General features: G+C 56.2%; 14 protein-coding genes and 6 pseudogenes. 12 read left to right on the top strand and 8 right to left on the bottom strand.

The genetic code is table 11. The annotated features are described in order from the left end of the window. Window positions 1-327 precede the first annotated feature (327 nt). Window positions 328-609, top strand: a pseudogene (locus SGP1_RS30330) (hypothetical protein); the annotation flags it as partial. Window positions 610-656: 47 nt separating this feature from the next. On the opposite strand, the pseudogene SGP1_RS28510 reads toward SGP1_RS30330, so the two are convergent. Then, window positions 657-1,306 (bottom strand): annotated as a pseudogene (locus SGP1_RS28510) (transposase). A gap of 75 nt (window positions 1,307-1,381) precedes the next feature. On the opposite strand from SGP1_RS28510, the pseudogene SGP1_RS36860 reads away from it, so the two are divergent. The 5 genes and pseudogenes from SGP1_RS36860 to fabY all read left to right on the top strand — a co-directional run. Then, window positions 1,382-2,429, top strand: a pseudogene (locus tag SGP1_RS36860) (L-fucose:H+ symporter permease); the annotation flags it as partial. Between the two features lie 350 nt (window positions 2,430-2,779). Next, entirely contained in the window at window positions 2,780-3,367 is a 588-nt protein-coding gene (yihX, locus tag SGP1_RS20515; RefSeq protein WP_011412038.1) for a glucose-1-phosphatase, read from the top strand. Between the two features lie 55 nt (window positions 3,368-3,422). Further along, window positions 3,423-4,337, top strand: coding sequence for a virulence factor BrkB family protein (locus SGP1_RS20510; RefSeq protein WP_011412037.1), 915 nt, complete (start codon window positions 3,423-3,425; stop codon window positions 4,335-4,337). Further along, the gene (gene dtd, locus SGP1_RS20505) at window positions 4,285-4,722 is read left to right on the top strand and encodes a D-aminoacyl-tRNA deacylase (protein ID WP_011412036.1); all 438 of its coding nucleotides are present in this window, start codon (window positions 4,285-4,287) and stop codon (window positions 4,720-4,722) included. The genes SGP1_RS20510 and dtd overlap by 53 nt, the downstream gene beginning before the upstream one ends. A 36-nt stretch (window positions 4,723-4,758) precedes the next feature. Continuing rightward, window positions 4,759-5,690: pseudogene (gene fabY, locus SGP1_RS20500) on the top strand (fatty acid biosynthesis protein FabY). 41 nt (window positions 5,691-5,731) lie between these two features. Here the strand turns inward: fabY and SGP1_RS36855 are convergent. The 7 genes and pseudogenes from SGP1_RS36855 to SGP1_RS20465 form a co-directional block, all read right to left on the bottom strand. Further along, window positions 5,732-7,406 (bottom strand): annotated as a pseudogene (locus SGP1_RS36855) (AsmA family protein). 135 nt (window positions 7,407-7,541) lie between these two features. Next, window positions 7,542-8,659 (bottom strand): annotated as a pseudogene (locus SGP1_RS20490) (uracil-xanthine permease family protein). A gap of 218 nt (window positions 8,660-8,877) precedes the next feature. Next, window positions 8,878-10,962 (bottom strand): ATP-dependent DNA helicase RecG, encoded by a 2,085-nt coding sequence (gene recG, locus SGP1_RS20485; protein WP_011412035.1) that lies wholly within the window; start codon window positions 10,960-10,962, stop codon window positions 8,878-8,880. Between the two features lie 225 nt (window positions 10,963-11,187). Continuing rightward, window positions 11,188-13,296, bottom strand: coding sequence for a bifunctional GTP diphosphokinase/guanosine-3',5'-bis pyrophosphate 3'-pyrophosphohydrolase (spoT, locus tag SGP1_RS20480; RefSeq protein WP_011412034.1), 2,109 nt, complete (start codon window positions 13,294-13,296; stop codon window positions 11,188-11,190). A 20-nt stretch (window positions 13,297-13,316) separates the two neighbouring features. Continuing rightward, window positions 13,317-13,592 carry a DNA-directed RNA polymerase subunit omega gene (gene rpoZ / locus SGP1_RS20475; RefSeq protein WP_011412033.1) on the bottom strand — a complete coding sequence of 92 codons (276 nt, stop codon included), beginning with the start codon at window positions 13,590-13,592 and terminating at the stop codon, window positions 13,317-13,319. A gap of 54 nt (window positions 13,593-13,646) precedes the next feature. Next, complete coding sequence (gene gmk / locus SGP1_RS20470) at window positions 13,647-14,270, bottom strand: guanylate kinase (RefSeq protein ID WP_011412032.1); 624 nt, start codon at window positions 14,268-14,270, stop codon at window positions 13,647-13,649. Window positions 14,271-14,664: 394 nt separating this feature from the next. Continuing rightward, window positions 14,665-15,090, bottom strand: coding sequence for a MarR family winged helix-turn-helix transcriptional regulator (locus SGP1_RS20465; RefSeq protein ID WP_011412031.1), 426 nt, complete (start codon window positions 15,088-15,090; stop codon window positions 14,665-14,667). Between the two features lie 999 nt (window positions 15,091-16,089). Between SGP1_RS20465 and SGP1_RS20460 the strand changes: the two genes are divergently transcribed. The 6 genes from SGP1_RS20460 (at window position 16,090) to SGP1_RS32175 (ending at window position 19,115) form a co-directional block, all read left to right on the top strand. Continuing rightward, complete coding sequence (locus tag SGP1_RS20460) at window positions 16,090-16,455, top strand: hypothetical protein (RefSeq protein WP_050747888.1); 366 nt, start codon at window positions 16,090-16,092, stop codon at window positions 16,453-16,455. 357 nt (window positions 16,456-16,812) lie between these two features. Continuing rightward, complete coding sequence (locus SGP1_RS25135) at window positions 16,813-17,034, top strand: hypothetical protein (protein WP_050747887.1); 222 nt, start codon at window positions 16,813-16,815, stop codon at window positions 17,032-17,034. Between the two features lie 76 nt (window positions 17,035-17,110). Next, a complete protein-coding gene (locus SGP1_RS25130) occupies window positions 17,111-17,500 on the top strand; it encodes an ABC transporter permease (protein WP_158302462.1) in 390 nt (129 codons plus the stop codon). Further along, a complete protein-coding gene (locus SGP1_RS20450; RefSeq protein ID WP_148203612.1) occupies window positions 17,481-18,377 on the top strand; it encodes an ABC transporter ATP-binding protein in 897 nt (298 codons plus the stop codon). Before SGP1_RS25130 ends, SGP1_RS20450 begins: the two co-directional genes overlap by 20 nt. Before the next feature lie 63 nt (window positions 18,378-18,440). Beyond that, on the top strand, window positions 18,441-18,728 hold the full coding sequence (locus tag SGP1_RS32180) for an ATP-binding cassette domain-containing protein (RefSeq protein ID WP_050747885.1): 288 nt from the start codon (window positions 18,441-18,443) through the stop codon (window positions 18,726-18,728). A gap of 69 nt (window positions 18,729-18,797) precedes the next feature. Next, entirely contained in the window at window positions 18,798-19,115 is a 318-nt protein-coding gene (locus SGP1_RS32175) for an ABC transporter ATP-binding protein (protein WP_050747884.1), read from the top strand. Window positions 19,116-19,173 lie beyond the last annotated feature (58 nt).

Genomic DNA, 19,173 nt, shown 5'->3' with positions numbered 1-19,173 from the left:
CGTTATCTTTAAATCTAATTACATTTATCATTTGTTGATTTTGGCTAAATGACACTAGGAAACTTAACTCATGAAGAGGATATGGATATTACAGCCATCGGTGTCTTACGTTTCACTCCGCGCCACGGCAACGGCGGAATGCCCCGGTACCCTCAACGCCGGTATCTCGCCGACGTTACCCCAGCCGGCGACCTTGTGGTGCAACATTTACGCATTCCGGTAACAATACAGGTCATAAACCTTCCTGCCATTACCGTCATACTCCCAGCGGCGAGACATATTGCCGTGACGAGCGACGCTGTCGCCACGCCTGTTGAGGATTAGCCCATGCCTCAGCCAAGCGTACAATTAGCCGACGGTTACCTGAATAAAACGCCGGTGTTCCAGTTTATCCTGCTGTCATGACTGTTTCCGCTTTGGGGCTGCGCCGCCAGTCTCAATGACATTTTGATTACCCAATTCAAAAGCGTATTTGCGCTAAGCGATTTCGCCAGCGCTTTGGTGCAAAGCGCCTTTTACGGCGGTTACTTCTTGATTGCCATCCCGGCGTCGCTGGTGATCAGCAGCAGTTACAAACTTGCCATTATTCTCGGTCTGACGGGCTTTGTTGAATAAATCAGAACTTGTGTGAATACGCCCCCCTAGCAGATCGATTGTTATGCGATCCGGATTCTGTTCGGCATTCCTAACAGCGTCATTTTGTTAAGCGCTTTGATCATCGCCATTGCCTCACCTACCTGCGCATCATAGTCACGCAGACTTAGATGATAGCCCACTTGCTTTTTCCATACATCGTTACTGCCGCTTAGACGCTGATTCGCAACGGCGTAGTTACGCTCATGGTATCGGTCTGGCCAATATTGCGCCCCACCTCGTGGAGGAATAAGAGGCCTTATTTTCTTCCTCAGCAGAGCATCATGACAGTAGCGGGTATCGTAAGCGCCATCAGCCAACGCTTCCCTGATTTTCCGCTGGTCTGGTTTATCAGAGCTGGTAGGGCCTGAGCATCCGTCGTACTGATCAGCGAGTAGTCTGGGCATCTTAGCAGCAGCACCATCAGTTTAAAAATGGCGTCAACGAAGCCCTGTAAAGCCCTTAACGAAAGGCCAAACACGTGTTTCATCATCAGAACAGTGGTGATAGCCATATCTGCGTAGTGAAGCGACCGGCCACGCCGTTCAGGCGTTGTTTTTTCCGTCCATGCAACAATTGCCGACTCATCCAGCCATGTCGTCAGAGCCCCGCGCTGCTTGAGAGCTTTATTGTAAGTGGAACAGTTGGTTATTTTAAATTTTTGCTTTGCCATGGAGTGCAGATGTTGAAATGACGGTAGTGATCTGAGCAGACGATCACCTAAAAGTTATATTTATTCAACAAAGCCGGTCTGACGCTGTACATCATCGGTTGCGCGCTTTTTTATCCCGCAGCGCGTATGGCGACCTATACCATGTTTCTGGCGGCGATATTCGCTATCTCCATCGGACTCAGCTTTCTGGAAACCGCCGCCAATACTTACAGCGTGATGATAGGCCATCGCGACTAGCCACCCTGCGTCTCAATATCAGTCAGACTTTCTATCCGGTCGGCGCGCTTATGGGCATTGTGCTGGGGAAATACCTGGTATTCGACGAGGGCGGCAGTCTGGAAAGCCGCATGGCATCAATGACGGTCGAACAGATTCATGCGTTTCGGCTGTCGATGCTGGAAAATACGCTTGAGCCCTATAAATATCTGATTATGGTGCTGATGTGCGTGCTTTTCTTGTTTATGCTTACCCGATTCCCTACTGTAAACCCCAGGCCATACAGCGCTGCGCGTCGCCGGGCATGGGAGAAACCTTGCGCTATCTGGCAGCCAACCGCCGGTTTCGTCGTGGCGTGATGGCGCAGTTTCTCTATGTGGGGTTGCAGGTGGTGGTATGGTCGTTCACCATTCGTTTGGCGCTGTCGCTAGGGGCGGCGAATGAGCGCCATGCGTCCAATTTCATGATTTATAGTTTCATTGGCTTTTTTATCGGCAAATTTATCGCCAATTGTCTGATGACTCGCTACAACGTGCAGAAAGTGCTGATCGCCTATTCCGCCATCGGCGTCGCGATGCTGGTGCCGGATTTTAGCGCTGTCTATGCTGCCGTCGCCGTCAGCGCGTTGTTCGGCCCCTGTTGGGTCACCATTTACACCGGCACGATTAAAACGGTAGAGAACTGGTACACTGAAGTAGCGGGAGCGGTAATTGTGATGTCCATCGGGGGCGCGGCGATCGTACCGGCACTACAGGGTTATGTTTCCGATTACCTGGGCTCCCTGCAGCGATCTTTTGGCGTGTCGCTGCTGTGCTTTGCGTTTGTCGGCTATTATTTCTGGGGGGAGCTGCGTCATCAGGGGAGTCGGCGTACGGCACTGAGCGCCGCCGCGCAAAGCAAATTTTAGCCGGCGACCGCTGGCGGTGGCTTAAGTCGCTTCAGCTCGGCCGAAGGTCAGCAACGGGCTCCCCTGGGCGGAGGTTCGAGTCGATCCAGTCTGTGAACGGCGAGTGTCGGCTTCGTTCGGCGGCGCACCCAGCCCTGTCATGTGCTACCCGGCTCTGTTTGGCGGGTGCCTGATGCTCGCCCGCAGGTCCACAGCGCGGTGGCGGGAAGAATAGCCTCTTCGGGCATCCCGCCGGTTCGCTGGCGGCCTCGGTGGGGCCTCTTTTTTCCCTCCGGGAAGCCGCTCGCACTGTTCAGTCAGGCCGTTTCTCGCTACAGTGAAGATCTTACGAAGGATTCCGGAGGGGGACCATGCTATATATCTTTGATCTGGGGAATGTCGTCATTGATATCGACTTTAACCGCGTGCTAGGGGTCTGGAGCAACTTCAGCCGTGTCCCGCTGGCCATCCTGCAAAAAGAGTTTGTCATGGGTGAAGCTTTTGAACAGCATGAGCGCGGCGATATCACCGATGAAGCTTTCGCCGCTAAAATTTGCGGCGAACTGGGCATCGCGCTGAGCTTCGAGCAATTTACCGCCGGCTGGCAGGCGGTATTCGTCGGTCTGCGGCCCGAGATGGTGGCTATTTTGACCCGGCTGCGCGAACAGGGCCATCGGGTGGTGATCCTCTCCAATACCAATCGTTTGCATTGCGATTATTGGCCGAGCCAGTATCCCGAAGTGCAAGCCTGTGTCGATAAACTCTATTTGTCGCAGGATCTGGGCATGCGTAAGCCGGATCCGGCCATTTATCGCTACGTGCTGGCGCAGGAAGGGGCGACGGCCGACGGGGCGGTTTTCTTTGATGATAATGCCGATAATATTGCCGCGGCGCGTGAGGTGGGTATCCGCAGCATGCATGTGACGGACCGAGAGGTTGTGCCGGCATTTTTTGCCTGACGGCAGAAAAGCGTGGACGTCCTGCGCTGATGCGATCACCGCAAAGAGGGTGGCGATGATGGGTCTTCGGCTGCATAAGCTGCCGGTGCTGCACTTTATCCAGCACTTGGGCAAGCGGGTTTATCGTGATGATATTACTGTACTGGCAGGCCATCTGGCGTATGTGTCGCTACTGTCGTTGGTGCCGCTGGTGACGGTCATTTTTGCGCTGTTCGCCGCCTTTCCGGTGTTTTCCGACGTCAGTGTCGAGCTGCGCCATTTTATTTTCACCAATTTCATGCCGGCGACCGGCGACGTTATCCAGCTCTATCTGGAACAATTCATTCTCAATTCGAGCCGAATGACCGCGGTGGGCACCTGTGGCCTCATCGTCACCGCGCTGCTTCTGATTTACTCGGTGGATACGGTGCTCAATAGTATCTGGCGCAGTAAAAATAAGCGGCCAATTATTTTCTCTTTCGCCGTCTATTGGATGGTGTTAACCCTGGGCCCGCTGCTGGTGGGCGCCAGCATGGTGTTGAGCTCGTATCTGTTTTCGCTTACCTGGCTGAATGTCAGCGGCGCCAAAGGTATAGTGACGCTCCTGCTGCGAATTTTTCCGCTACTGCTTTCCTGCGCGTCGTTCTGGCTGCTTTATAGTCTGGTGCCGACGGTGCGGGTGCCGGCGCGGGATGCGCTGGTGGGCGCGTTGGTGGCGGGAGCGTTGTTTGAACTGGGGAAAAAAGGATTCGGGCTGTATGTCACCCTGTTTCCATCCTACCAGCTGATTTACGGGGTACTGGCGGTAATCCCCATTCTGTTTCTTTGGGTGTACTGGAGCTGGTGCATTGTATTATTGGGGGCGGAGATCACGGCGTCGCTCAGCGAGCACCGACAGGCCGCCGCGCATCACGCCGCCCAGATTGTAAGGGATACTGATGATAGCCTTGATACAACGGGTCACGCAGGCCAGGGTCACCATCGACAATGAGGTGGCGGGCGCGATAGGTCCGGGGCTCCTGATCCTGCTGGGTGTTGAGCGGCAGGACGATGAACAGAAGGCGGCCAAATTGTGTGAACGCGTGCTGGCTTACCGTATATTCAGCGATGAGCAGGGTAAGATGAACTTGAATGTGCGCCAGTCGGGAGGGAGAGTACTGGTCGTGTCCCAGTTTACTCTGGCGGTGGACACCGATCGGGGCCTGCGTCCGGGGTTTTCCCGCGGTGCGGCGCCGGCGGATGCCCGGCGGCTGTATGATGACTTTACCGACCGCTGCCGGCAAACCGGTATTCGGACCGAAACCGGCCGATTCGGCGCTGATATGCAGGTGGCGCTGGTCAACGACGGGCCGGTAACCTTCTGGCTGCAGGTCTGAACGGCCGGACGGCATATTTAATTAAGAGAGATCGGTATGTATCACTTGCGCGTTCCGGAAACTGAACAGGAGCTTCAACAATACTATCAGTTCCGCTGGGAGATGCTGCGCAAACCGCTACATCAGCACCCGGGTTCCGAACGTGACGCTTATGACGGTATGGCGCATCACCAGATGGTGGTGGATGAGCAGGGGCAGCCCCGGTGGCAGTGGGGCGACTTTATGTCAATGCTGATAATGAAGCCTCGATACGCTTTCTGGCGGTGCATCCGCAGGTGCAGGATAAGGGTCTCGGTACGCTGGTCGCAATGACGCTGGAGTCCGTGGCGCGCCAGGAGGGAGTCAAGCGGGTGGTGTGTAGCGCCCGTGAAGATGCGGTGGCTTTTTTCGCCAAACTGGGGTTCGTCAATCAAGGTGAAATTATTACCCCCTCTACCACCCCTATCCGGCATTTTCTGATGATAAAGCTCATCGTCACCCTGGATGACATCCTGCATCGACCTGACTGGTGCGGGCAGTTGCAGCAGGTCTGGTATCAGCATATACCGCTCAGCGAGAAAATGGGCGTGCGCATCAGTCAGTATACCGGGCAGAAGTTTATGACAACCATGCCCGAGACCGGCAACCAGAATCCACACCATACGCTTTTTGCCGGCAGGCCTGTTTTTGCTGGCGACGCTGACCGGCTGGGGGCTGATTTGGTTGCTGCTGCGCGAGCGCCAGCTGGGCGGTACCATCATTCTGGCCGATGCGCACATCCGCTACATCAAACCGGTGATCGGCAGGCCGGGGGCGATAGCGGATTTGGGATCGCTATCGGGCGATTTGGATCAGCTGGCGCCAGGGCGCAAAGCGAGAGTGCAGCTGTACGGCAATGATGTCAAGGGGCCATCTTTGAAGGCATTTTTCTGGTCCTGCCGCCGTCGCTGGATATTCCTCTTGAGCGAGGCGGCTCCAACGCCGGCTGAGGTTGAGCGCGGTGTTGTGCCTTACGGCGCGAGCGACCCTGTCAGGGCTCAGGCGTCGTCACAACGTCCCCGTGGCGCATGCTTTGATTGAGCAGTGCCCTGCACCTGCAGTGCGCCGTTCAGCGAGGGCTTGAGCGGCGCGGCCGCTGTCATCTGTCCCCGCAGTTGCAGTTTGAGATTGGCGTTGCCCGTCAGCGGCAGCGTCGGCCACCCCCAATTATGCAGCACGTTGACCAGGACCGCCCGCCCGTTGAGGTTGAGCGTAAAATCCCGCGCCGGGCGCTGGCTGACGGTCGCGTTGGCTTCCAGCAGACCCTCGCCGGTGAAAGCGCTCAGCTCGCTGATAGAGAGTGCATCACCGGTAGCGTCCAGCGTCAGCGACGGCTGGCGCACATCGGTTTTGTTGAATGTGGCATCGCTGCCGTTCAGGGTCAGGTTGCCGGACCAGACTCCCCATTGATGGTCGCGCGCCAGCACCAGTTGCCTGACGGTGACGTCCAGGGCGGTGATCTGGAAGGGAAAAGCCGGCGTAATATCAATAATCAGGTTGCGGTTGGCGCTCAGCCTGTCCACCGACACGCCCGCCAGCCAGGATGGTAGCGGCTGGAGCCAGGTCGTGCGCCAGTTCGCGGGCAAAGTATATTCCAGGCCGGCTATCATCAGCTCATCCAGAGCCAGCTTGCGATCCTGCCGCAGCCAGCGCCCGCTGGCGCGCAGTAACCCTCTTTCCCAGCGGCCGCTGAATTGGCGGATCTCAACGCCCTGCGGCGAAAAAGTCATATTGGCAAGGGTGTCCGTCAAATGCACGCCGCCGTTGATTAAATCGCTGGCGTTGAACGAGAGCGAACCGTCCTGCGCCGACCAGTCGCCGTTCTGGAAAGTCATCTCGCGCAGGGTTAAATCCAGATCGTTAAACGCCCAGTTGCGTCCCTCCATACGCGCATTAATCAAATCGACGCGGCGCAGAGTGATTTTGGGCACTGAGAACACCTGGCGCAAAAAATCGTGCAGCGTCTTTTCCGACTGCAAACGCACATTGCTCAGCCGTAGGGTATCGACCTGCCAACTGCCGTCGGGCGCGCGTCGGGCGGTGCCGGTGAGCTCCCCTTTATACAGATCGGCGCCGAGATTATCCAGGGTGAGCGCCTGATTGTTAACTTCCGCCTGGACCAGGACATTTTGCGCCGGAACGCCGTTGAGCGTGAGCGAACGGGCGCTGAGCTAGAAACGCGCCTGCCGGCCCAGAGGATAGCCGACCTGCGGCTGCCAGGGCGAGATGTCGGCGTTGACGTTCTGGCCGTTGAGCCGCCAGTCGCCGTGCGCTGACCGCCATGCCGTTGAGCTGTAGTGTATCCGCCTGCAACGGCCAGGCCGGCGCGGCCGGGTCAAGGTTCAGGGTTCCATCCTGCAATTGCAGGCGATTCACGTGCCAGGGGTCGGTGAGTGGCGCACGTCAAGCTCTGCCACTACCCGCTTGGCCACAAGCGTCGGCAGCGCGCCCTTCTTGCCGAGGGTGACGTTATCGAGCTGGATCTCGCTGAAATTGGTCCAGCTGTGATTGATGCCGCCGAGAGAAACCTGATAATCGCTATGCCGGGTCAACTGTTGGCTCAGCCGGCCGGCCCCCCAGGAGGTTTGCAGCAGCATATAGATAAGCACAATGAGCAATATGAGAACGAGGATCAGAGAGATCAGCAGTTTGCCTAGCAATTTCATTGCACATTCCACAGCGGTGAAGACAGATACACTGTTTATGCCGCAATTGACCGGCTATCTCAAGTGACAAAGGGGTGCTGCAACAAAAAAAAGACCGCGACGTTATCGCCGCGGTCTGAATTGTGCTCGGTCGCCCTAGTTAGTTTTTTCGTGCGGAAACAGGATGTTGAGGAAGATAGCGGTAATGCCGCCGGCGGCGATGCCGGACGAGAGCAGCGTTTTCAGCCACTGCGGCGCGTATTGCAGGATGAGCGGCTGCTGAGAGACGCAGAGCCCTACCGCCAGAGACAGGGCGATAATCATTATCGTCCGGCGGTTAAGACGCTCGCGGGAAACGATTCGTACCCCCGACGCTGCAATGGTGCCGAACATCACAATCGTCGCGCCGCCCAGTACCGGCTCGGGAATATGCTGCACCACGCCGCTCACCGCCGGGAACAGGCCGAGTGCGATAAGCATCAGCGCCACCACAAAACCCACATAGCGACTGGCGACGCCCGTAAGCTGGATCACTCCGTTGTTCTGACCAAAACAGGAGTTTGGAAAGGTATTAAACACCGCCGATAGCATGGAGTTCAGGCAGTTGGACAATACACCGCCTTTCTCAGGTGCTGCATGTATATAGGACCTCGCACCGGCTGTTCGGACACGTCCGAGGTAGCGGTGATATCGCCAATAGTCTCGATAGAGGTAACCATAAACACCAGCATCAGCGGAATAAGCAGATCCTAGTCAAAACCCAGACCGTAGTACAGCGGCGTCGGCACCACAATTAATGGCTGTGCCGACGCCGACGGCGGCAGCATTCCGGTCGCCCAGGCCAGCAAATAGCCCACTACCATGGCGATCACCAGCGAGGCGACGCGCAAATAGGGGTTGCGCTGTCGATTCAGCAAAATAATCACCAACAACACCGCGCCGGCCAGCATCAGATTTTTCGGTGCGCCGAAAGTATGGTCGTTCAGCGCCAGGCCGCCCATAATCAGCGGCGTCACGAAATTAAAGCTGGTGCCCTGAATGGACAGCAGGCCCGAACCCACCGGCCCCCAGGTTTTGATTTGCAGAATGGACGCCAACCCGCAGGCAAACAGCGACATGCTGATAATATGGCGGGTATCCTACGCCGGCAGGCCCAGCGCCTGGCAGATCAGTAGCGCCGGCGTAATGACCGCCACAAACATCGCCAGCAGATGCTGACAGGCGGCAAACAACGTTTGTGGCAGCGGCGGCCGGTCATCAAGGCGATAAATCAGTTCGCTGGGAGCGCCGTCGGCGTGGGGGAAGAGGTGTTAATCACGGGCGATGTCATGGCAAAGAACGTTCCTGGGAGGCAAAGAGGGCATTTTAATCATCCTGACCGGAAAAGCAATCGATTGCACCGCCCTCGGCACGGTTCATTGATATCGATCAATGATTCGCCCCAAACGGCACAGCAGCGGGGCTGTCACGCCAACGCGCCCGCGGGCGCTGGTCAGGCAAAGGTGTAGCGTACGTGCTCCGGCATCCAGCGTTCAATCAGGGCGCGGGCCGCGTCGGGGTGATGTTGATGGATATGCCGCGCCAGGCGCTGTACTTCCGGGATCATCCCCTGATCGCGCAGCAGATTCGCCACCCGAAATTCGGCGTTGCCGGTTTGGCGGGTGCCCAACAGTTCGCCAGGGCCGCGAATTTCCAGGTCCCGCTGGGCGATGACAAAGCCGTCGTTGCTGTTGCGCAGAACCTGCAAACGCGACTGCGCGGTTTTGCTCAGCGGCGATTTGTACAGCAGTACGCAGTGGGAGGCCACCGCGCCGCGGCCAACCCGTCCACGCAACTGATGCAGCTGCGCCAGCCCGAGGCGCTCGGGGTTTTCGATAATCATCAGGCTGGCGTTAGGCACATCGACGCCGACTTCGATGACCGTGGTCGCCACCAGCAGCTGTACGTCGCCCGCCTTGAACGCCTGCATGAGCTGCTGTTTTTCCAGCGCCTTCATGCGCCCATGCACAAGCCCGACGCGCAACTCGGGCAGGGAGCTTTTCAGTTCCTGCCAGGTGGCCTCCGCCGCCTGCGCCTCCAGTAGGTCCGACTCCTCTATCAGGGTACAGACCCAGTACGCCTGGCGTTGCTCCTGCAGGCAGGCCTGGCGGACGCGCTGAATAATTTCGGCGCGCCGGGTATCCGGAATAGCGACCGTGGTCACCGGCGTGCGTCCCGGCGGTAGTTCATCGATGACCGAGGTATCCAGGTCAGCATAGGTCGTCATCGCCAGAGTTCGGGGAATAGGGGTGGCGGTCATGATCAACTGATGCGGATGAAAGCCCTGCACGAGTCCTTTTTCCCAAAGCGCCAGCCGCTGGTGGACGCCGAAACGATGCTGCTCATCGATTATCACCAGCGCCAGGCCGGCAAAGCGCACCTGTTCCTGAAAAATGGCGTGTGTGCCCACTATCATCGATACCCGACCGTCACTAATAGCCTCCTGCTGCGCCTGACGCGCTTTCCCTTTCTGCTTGCCCGCCAGCCAACCGACCTCGATGCCCAGTGGCGCAAACCAGTCGCGGAAGTTCTGCGCATGCTGTTCGGCCAGCAGTTCCGTAGGCGCCATTAGCGCCACCTGCCGGCCATCGCTGATGGCGCAGAGCGCCGCCAGCGCCGCCGCCAGCGTTTTGCCAGAGCCGACGTCTCCTTGCACCAACCGCATCATCGGGACGTCGCGCGCCAAATCTTGATTGATTTCCGCCACCACGCGCCGCTGGGCGCCGGTCGGCGCAAACGGCAGCGCGGCAAGAAAGCGCTGGGACAGAAGGCTGTCGGCGCGCAGCGGCAGCGCGCGATCTTTTTGCACCCCGGCCCTGATCGCCAGCATGCTGAGATTATGTGCCAACAGTTCTTCCAGAATCAGCCGGCGCTGCGCCGGGTGACGGCCCAGCACCAAATCGTCTAGAGAGATTGCCGGAGGTGGGCGGTGCAGCATCCGTAAAGCATCGGGCAGGCTCATTAACCCGTCGCTCAGTTCCGGCGGCAGTAGCTCGGCGACCGGGGTGATATCCAGCAGTTTCAGGGCCTGGTCGACCGCGTTGCGCAGCGTTGCCTGTCGAACGCCCTCTGTGGTCGGATACACCGGCGTCAGCGCGGCGGCAAGCGTCACCTCGCTGCGCTCATTGATGACATGGTATTCTGGATGGATAATCTCGCCGCCATGCTGGCCGCGGCGGATTTCGCCATAGGCGGTGACCCATTGGCCGGGGGAGAGGCTATTTTTCATCGCCGCGTTGAAATGGAAGAAACGCAGCGTCAGCACGCCGCTGTCGTCACGCAGGCGACAGGTGAGCATGCATTTGCGGCCAAAACTGATGTCGCTGTTCAGGACTTCTCCCTGCACGGTCACCGTCATACCGGGCAGCGCCTCGCCAATAGGATACAGTTTGGTGCGGTCTTCATAGCGGGCCGGCAGGTGTAACAACAGATCCTGCAGGTTTTCCAGCCCGAGCCGGGCAAATTTGCTGACAAGACTCGGGCCGACCCCTGATAGAGTATTCAGCGGAATGGCGCTCAACAAGCGGCCTTCGGTCATATCAGCACTCCGTGGCGTGTAAAAAAGGCCCGCTATTTGGGGAAGCGATGGGCTCAGGCCGGGGTCTTGCCCATAGTGTGTTTTCGCGCCTCCTAAGAATACAGGTCGGGCGGGTATAATCAAGGGTGGGGGACCCGCCGTGCGCGGCTTAAGGGGGAAGATTCAGCGTTGACCGGCGGGCGCTCTGCACGGTCAACGTCTTGTAAAGCGTTCCAAAGGCAGGCTTTAGTTTCTGTTGCGGTTCACACGGATGACATCTGGCATGATGCGGATTTTGCGCATGATATTCGCCAGATGGATACGATCGCGGGTTGTCAGACGAATGAACGCGCTATATACCCGGCCGTCCTTCTCTTCGGTGTTCAGGCTCTGGATATTGGAATTGGCGGCGTTAATCGACGCGGTCAAATTGGTCAGCGCGCCTTGATGGTTGAACATATCCACCTTGATCTCGGCGATAAATTCCTGTTCACTCACCATCTCCCACTCTACCGGCATGAATTTCTCGGGTTCTTTCTGATAGCCCCGGATGTTGCGGCAGGATTCATGATGCACTACCAGCCCTTTGCCGGGGCTGACATGGGCAATAATCGGGTCACCGGGGATAGGCCGGCAGCATTTGGCAAAGGTGATTAGCACGCCGTCGGCGCCTTTGATCGGCAGCGTGCGTGGGCCGGTTGTTGGGGGTGTCAGGTTGGACCGATCGCCCTGTAAATTCTTGGCTATCACCACACTCATTGCGTTACCGAGACCGATTTCCGCCAGCAAATCATCAAGCGTCGCCAGTTTCATTCTGTCCAGCTCGCGCTGGATATCCTCCGCCGGCAGCTCGACGAGTTTGCGTCTGCCGCCCAGAGCATGGTTAAGCAAGCGGCGGCCGAGACTGACGGAATCGTCGCGCTTGAGATTCTTCAACATCTGGCGGATTTTGGCGCGCGCCTTGGAGCTTACGACGAAATTCAGCCAGGCGGCGTTAGGCCGTGCGCCGGGAGCGGTAATGATTTCCACGGTCTGGCCGCTGCTGAGCGACTGGGAAAGCGGGTAGGGCTGCCTGTCCACGCGGGCACCCACGCAGGCGTGGCCGATATCGGTATGCACCGCATAGGCAAAATCCACCGGCGTGGCGCCCGCCGGCAGTTCGACGATACGCCCTTCCGGGGTAAAAACATAAATTTCGTCAGGAAAGAGATCGGACTTAACGCTTTCAATGAATTCAAACGAGCTGCCGGCACTCTGCTGAAGCTCAAGAAGGCTTTGCATCCAGCGCTGGGCGCGGATTTGTGCCGTGGTGCCGGTTTCGCCCTGCTCTTTATACGCCCAGTGCGCCGCCACCCCCATCTCCGCCATTTGATCCATGTCCTCGGTGCGGATCTGCACTTCGACCGGCACGCCGTGCGGACCTATCATCGAGGTATGCAGCGATTGGTAGCTGTTGGCTTTGGGGATCGCGATATAATCCTTCACCCGTCCGGGGCGCGGTTTATACAGGCTATGCATTTGACCTAGCACCCGGTAACAGGTATCCACTTCGCTGACGATCACCCGAAAAGCGTAAATGTCCATGATGGAGTGAAAACGCTGCTCTTTCAGATGCATCTTGCAATAAATGGAGTAGAGATGTTTTTCTCGTCCGCTGACGCGACAAGGAATGCCTGCTTCGGTTAAACGACCCTCTATTTCGGCGAGGATTTTCTGGATCATTTCCTTGCGGTTGCCGCGCGCCGCTTTGACTACTTCTTTAATCACCCGGTAGCGGTTGGGATACAGCGCCTCGAAGCCCAGTTCTTCCAGCTCGGTCTTCAGGTGATGAATCCCCAGCCGGTGGGCCAATGGACTGTAGATTTCCAGCGTTTCGCGTGCGATGCGGCGGCGTTTATCCGGCCGCAGGGCACCCAGGGTGCGCATATTATGGGTACGGTCAGCGAGCTTTATCAGCACGACGCGGATATCCTGAACCATCGCCATGATCATTTTACGAAAGTTTTCCGCCTGGGCTTCTTTCTTGTCTCGGAATTTAAGCTTGTCCAGCTTGGATACGCCTTCCACCAGCTCGGCGACGCTTTTGCCGAACAGCTGTTCCATGTCCTGATAAGTGGCTGAGGTATCTTCGATAACGTCATGCAGCAGCGCCGCCATCAGCGTCTCGTGATCGAGACGCATCTCGGCCAGAATGCAGGCGACGGCCACCGGATGGGTGATGTAAGGCTCACCGCTGGAACGAGTTTGTCCCTCGTGCGCATCACGAGCGACAAGATAAGCCTGCTGGAGGAGTTTTATCTGATCCTCTGGCAGATAGCGTTGAATCAGTAGATTCAGACTTTCAAACAGATACAAGGTAGGGTAGTAACCTGCTGTTAGCGGCGGCCTTCAGCGATCGCGGTCACCGCTTGAATCTCAGCGGCTTCCTGCTCTTGCTGCTCTTGGCGATCCCGTAAATCCAGGATCTGGCTGGTAATCAGGCCTTCCTCGATTTCACGCAGGGCGATAACGGTGTATTTATCGTTTTCTTCTGCAACTAGTGGATCCTTACCGCCAACCTGAATCTGACGCGCGCGACGCGCGGCGACCAGCACCAGGTCAAAACGGTTACCTATTTTCTCGACGGCGTCTTGTACTGTTACGCGTGCCATATGTGAGCTACTCCACAGATGAAGAAATGACTGGGCATCATACTGAAAGTTGTGTCAGTCTGCCAACAATTTGCTGATTAATGCGTCATGGTGTAATTTCTGACGCCCAAGGCGCAGCCGTTCAGCCCGGATTATAGTTTTCAGATCAAGCAATGCGGTATTGAAGTCGTCATTGACGATTAAATAATCATACTCCGCAAAGTGGGTCATTTCAGCTACCGCCTGCGCCATGCGCCGGCCGATCACCTCTTCACTGTCCTGATCGCGGCCACGCAGCCGGCGATCCAGCTCCTCCTTGGAGGGCGGCAAAACAAAGATGCTGCGCGCGTCCGGCATTTTAGCGCGGATCTGCTGTGCGCCTTGCCAATCGATGTCGAGGAAGACATCGACGCCGGTGGCCAGCACCTGCTGAATGGCTTCGCGTGAGGTGCCGTAGTAATTGTCAAATACGCGGGCGTATTCGAGAAAGGCATCTTCAGCAATCATGTGCTCAAATTCCGCCACTGGCACGAAAAAGTAATGCTGACCGTGCGCTTCGCCGGGACGCATGGCGCGAGTAGTGTGGGAAATCGACACCTGGGTGTCATAGAGCGGCTGGGTTTTCAGCAACGCTTGGATCAGGCTCGATTTTCCTGCGCCGCTTGGGGCGGAAACGATATAGAGCGTACCTTGAATCATCATGAACATGAAATAGTCAGCTGAGGTTGAAAGAGCAACAGGGCGCGTTTCTATTATACACGGCATTAGAGGGTGTTGCAGCAATCAACGTAGCGGCAGGGTCAGCGTAGGGGGCAAACAAGACCGCGGGCGAGAACAAATAAAGGAGCACGGTCGCCGGAGAAGGCGTAAATCGCCCGTGCTTTCCCTTTTTGAACGTTTGAGATATTTAGGCAAAAATCCACCAGTAAAAAAGACCACCTTTGAGTATTAAAAACCGCAATAAAGTGTCTATTATCTGGTAGCCGGAATAGTCGGTCGTCCGACCCGTCAGTCCGGTCACGATAAATGACTACAACTATCCGGCCCTTTTTTTACTGCGGATTTCAATGCTGATATAACATTATAAGCCGTGCTATTTTTGCTGAGCTTCAAGTACATTGCAGACTTCGCTGAACTTTTCTAACTGCATCTCGGATAACGGGGCAAACATGCGATCCAGAATGACTTTGTGGGTCTGTTCGGCAATACGCAATTTCTCACGTCCTTTCTCCGTGATATAGACATACTTCACCCGGCGGTCGGTGGGGCTTTGCTGGCGCTGCAGCATCTCCTCTTTTTCCAGTGCATCGAGCACGGTCACCACGGTGCGGGATGAAAAGCCCATATAGTTCTTGATATCGGTGGCGCTGGTTTCGCCGGTGGTAATCAGGTGCAAAATTTTCATTTTCGACATCGAGAGACCTTCGTTCACCAGCTGACCATTCACTTCTTTTCGCAGGCGGTGATAGATACGTGATAGGGACTCTACCATGACTGAAATATCGGTTGATTTATCCATGTTCTAATCTCTATATGTTATTTATTCGCTATCAGTTATTCCCAAAGCACGTTAGATTTCCGTTTAGTATTACTGATGGCTTTAATGGCATAGGGTAAATATTACACTTATACAGAATCGATGACGCTGGGAAATATTCTAAATAAGCAATGTTGTTAGCTTACGCTAACAAGAAATACATTTTTTTAACAAAAATAGTGAAGTTCTCTGAACCTCCATTAAATAGGGGCATCCTGGAGACAGAAGAGTATGGGTTACTTCCAGGTTATTATTAACGCCCAATCGGAGTATGATCGGACCCCCTGCTTCATTACTGACTGCCCAAGCAGTTTATCGAAGTTTTTTTAAATTTGAAATATGACTATAAGAAAAAGGCGCATATATTATGAAAATATAATGGCAAATATATATTTTTATGTTTTATTAGTGATACTTTACATTAATACCATGCTAATCTTTACCAGAATTTACAGAGCTGAGTGATGCAATATGCTGTTGTAAAAGAATTTTTAAAAATTTTTTTAGATGAAACGACGTGCCGGTTTAGTTGCATTAGATCACAAAAAAATCGAGCTAACAAAAAATAATCGCAAATTAAAATCTCACAAAAAAGCTAAAAAATCCTCAATGCGCCTTAAGTCTTTATCGGCAATTTTAAGTAACCCATTGAAATTAATAGGTATGCTATTTTTATCTTTTTCTCTAAAAATCTAAATTAAGTAAACATTTATGGTATTTTTATCATTAAAATCAATAAATTGTAGAATTTATAATCTATTGGCGCGGCAATAGCCTTCGGCGACGACCATTGCTCTCCCTGTGCGGTGACAAAGGCGGCTGAAATAGTCCGCAAAAAGGCTTCTTTTCGGGCAATAATTAAAGCGGTCAGTGTCTACTCTTGCTTATGGATATGAGATAAAAAACGCGGAATACATCCCTGAAAATATCCCCTCATCATCCTGAGAGCGGCGTAATTCAATCGCGCTGCCGGCGTTTGTTGTGGCGATCTATGCCCTGCTGATTTTCTCGGTGTTGCTGAAATGGTTTCCGGCAATCGGCGCCGGCCATCACGGCGATCTGGCTTCGCAATTGCATGCGCTGGTACTGCTGACGGTGGCGCTGGGCTGGATCGGCTATCTTTCCCGGCTGGTGCGGGCCTCCATGCTCGAAGTTCTGAAGGAAAACCATATCCTCACCTTCCGCGCATTTGGTATGCCTGACCGGCTGATAGCCCTGCGTTATGAGCTGCCAATTGCGGTGGTACCGGAGTATCGGTGTTGGGGGTCGCATTGGCTCGCTGCTTTCCGACGCGGTGCTGACGGAAATCGTCTTCGCCCGGCTGGGGCTCGGCAAATTGGCGTTTGATTCGGTGATTTCCCGCAATTTTCCGGAGTGATGGGTACGGTAGTGGTGACGTCTGGCCTGTACGTTCTGGCTAACCTCCTCGCCGATGTGATTAACACCTGTCTCGATCCGCGCGTGCGGCAGGGGTTGTCATGATAGAACTGTCAACGCCGGTCGACGGCGCAGGCTGTCGACCACGCCGCCGCGGATAGGCATTGCTCGGGTACTGCGTCAGGTCTGGTCGACCGGTATCGGACGCTTCGCCCTACTATGCGTCATCGCGCTGTTATTGTGTGCGCTGTTCGCCCCATGGCTGGCGCTACATAATCCTATCGCTATCAAGGCTGTCCTGCGGTTGAAGGGACCGAGCATAAACTATTGGCTGGGCAACGTCAACTGGGGCGGGATATTCTCTCGCGGCTGATTTACGGCACGCGCGTTGCGATGATAGTCGCTTTTGCCAGCACGGGTGGCACCTTGCTGGTAGGTTCACTGCTCGGGCTGGTCGCCGGCTACGGGCCGCGCCAGCTCGATACGCTATTTATGCTGCTATGTGATTCGCTGATGTCGATTCCGATGATTTGTTTGCTCTGGCGGTAGTGACGCTGGCCGGCTCCAGTCTGGCCACCATTATTCTTATCATTATTACTTTCATGGGCCGGGGTATTTCCGGGTGGTGCGCAGCCAAACCCGGGTGCTCAAGCGGATGGAGTATATCGTCGCGGCCCGGGTCATGGGCGCGTCGCCGGTCAGCGTTGTCGTCCGGCATCTCATTCCCAATTTGACCGGCACCCTGCTTGTCATGGTGGCGATGGATATTCCCGCGGTGATCGCCATCGAGTCGGGTCTTAGCTTCCTCGGCCAAGGGATCCAGCCGCCGGACGCCAGCTGGGGCACGGTACTCAATGACGGCTACTCCTACATCCGCCAGGCGCCGCATATCGTTATCGCTGCCGGCATGCTGATCGTTCTCGCTACTCTGGGCTTCACCTCCTCGGCGACGCGCTGGATCCCCGTACTGCCACCCATACCGGAGGCGATCGCGCATGATATTGCTCACTATTAATCAGTTAACCGTCAGCTACGACTCTCCTAGCGGGCCGCTACAGGCGGTACGCAACATCAACCTTACGGTCAATAAGGGCGAAGTCCTGGGATTGGTGGGCGAAAGCGGTTCCGGAAAATCGACGCTGGTCAGCGCCATGTTGACCCTACTACCGCCCAACGCCCGGGCCAGCGGTGAACTGCGCTACCGCGGCGTCGACTTGCTAACGCTGCCGGAGGAGGGACGACGCAAACTGCGCGGCAACGGTGTCGCCACCGTCTCGCAGGATCCGTTTACCGCGCTTAATTCTGTGGTGACGATCGGTAAACAGCTGGTCGCTTTTCAGCATCACAAGGGCGGTATGCGTTCGGAAAAACGCCAGCGCGCCCGCCATATGCTGGAACGCGTGGGCATTTCCGATCCCGCTGGCCGGCTTACGCAATATCCCCATGAGCTGAGCGGCGGTATTCGCCAACGTATCACCATCGCCGCGGCGTTGCTTACCGAGCAGGAATTGCTGATAGCCGATGAGCCGACTACCGCGCTGGACGCCACGACGGAAATGCAGGTGGTGGAGGTCTTGAAGGCCAGCCGGAAACTGGTGGACGGCGCGATTATATTTGTCACCCACGATTTTCATCTGGTCAGCGCGCTGTGCGACAAGGTGGCGGTCATGTACGCCGGCGAAATTGTAGAGGCGGGGCCGATAGAGCGTCTGTTTTCCGCGCCATCGCATCCCTATACCCAGGCGCTGCTGGCCTGCGATCCGGCGCGTATCCCCGGGTCAGCCGCGAATTGCCGTTCATCGCCGGCACCGTTCCTCCGCCCGGCGGCGAGTGGGTCGGATGTCCTTTTGAGCCCCGTTGCGCCTCGGCCTTCGGGCCGTGTCGCGGTGTGACGCCGGCCTTGACCTGCCTGGGACAAGATGATTGGACGGTACGTTGCCATAAGGTCGGTTCTCATGCTTGAAATCAAAGATTTGTTGGTGCGCTACCGTACGGGTAGTCTCCTCAGCCGGCTCAAACCGGGCTCGGTGCGATCGGTGGATATATTGGCCGGCGTTAGCCTGCATGTGGCGCCGGGCAAAACGCTGGGCCTTATCGGCGAAAGCGGCAGCGGCAAAACCACCCTTGGCCGGGCGGTGATCGGCCTGACGCCGATTGGCGGCGGATGGTACAGGTCAACGGCCGCGAGCCCCGGGACGCCAGCGATTGGTCCTGGCGCGGGATCCGGCGCAACACCGGCCTGATCTTCCAGGATCCGATGGCGGCGCTCGATCCGCGCATGCGCGTGGAAAAACTGGTGACTGAACCTTTCAGTGTCAACGGTCGCGCGGGAGCTGGCACTCCGACCGAAACTCATTATCGCCGACGAGCCGACCGCCGGTCTCGATTTATCGGTACAGGGCGAGTTGCTGAATTTGCTCACTTCCCTGCAGCGCGAGCTGGGCATGAGCTATTTGATGATCACCCACAATCTGGCTATCACCCGCCATGTTACCGACGACATCGCCATCATGTATCTCGGACGCATCGTCGAAGGCAGGTCGACCGCGGCCCTGTTTTGCGCGCCAGCGCATCCCTACACCGCAGCGCTGTTAAGCGCCAAAAGCAGCGACGGCGCGGCGAGATCCTGACGCTTGCCCATCGTCCCACCGGTTGTGAATTTCATACAAGCTACTGCGGCCGATGACC

This window comes from Sodalis glossinidius str. 'morsitans', from assembly GCF_000010085.1.
In the GTDB taxonomy this organism is placed as follows: Bacteria; Pseudomonadota; Gammaproteobacteria; order Enterobacterales; family Enterobacteriaceae; genus Sodalis; species Sodalis glossinidius.
Note: the sequence above shows the minus strand (reverse complement) of the source record. Positions and strands in the feature narration are given on the sequence as shown.

What these genes read in the sequence shown, in the direction of transcription:
- yihX (WP_011412038.1), top strand. Translation starts at nt 2,780, where the DNA reads ATGCTATATATCTTTGATCTGGGGAATGTCGTCATTGATATCGACTTT.
- SGP1_RS20510 (WP_011412037.1), top strand. Translation starts at nt 3,423, where the DNA reads ATGATGGGTCTTCGGCTGCATAAGCTGCCGGTGCTGCACTTTATCCAG.
- dtd (WP_011412036.1), top strand. Translation starts at nt 4,285, where the DNA reads ATGATAGCCTTGATACAACGGGTCACGCAGGCCAGGGTCACCATCGAC.
- recG (WP_011412035.1), bottom strand. Translation starts at nt 10,962, where the DNA reads ATGACCGAAGGCCGCTTGTTGAGCGCCATTCCGCTGAATACTCTATCA.
- rpoZ (WP_011412033.1), bottom strand. Translation starts at nt 13,592, where the DNA reads ATGGCACGCGTAACAGTACAAGACGCCGTCGAGAAAATAGGTAACCGT.
- gmk (WP_011412032.1), bottom strand. Translation starts at nt 14,270, where the DNA reads ATGATTCAAGGTACGCTCTATATCGTTTCCGCCCCAAGCGGCGCAGGA.
- SGP1_RS20465 (WP_011412031.1), bottom strand. Translation starts at nt 15,090, where the DNA reads ATGGATAAATCAACCGATATTTCAGTCATGGTAGAGTCCCTATCACGT.
- SGP1_RS20450 (WP_148203612.1), top strand. Translation starts at nt 17,481, where the DNA reads ATGATATTGCTCACTATTAATCAGTTAACCGTCAGCTACGACTCTCCT.
- SGP1_RS32180 (WP_050747885.1), top strand. Translation starts at nt 18,441, where the DNA reads ATGCTTGAAATCAAAGATTTGTTGGTGCGCTACCGTACGGGTAGTCTC.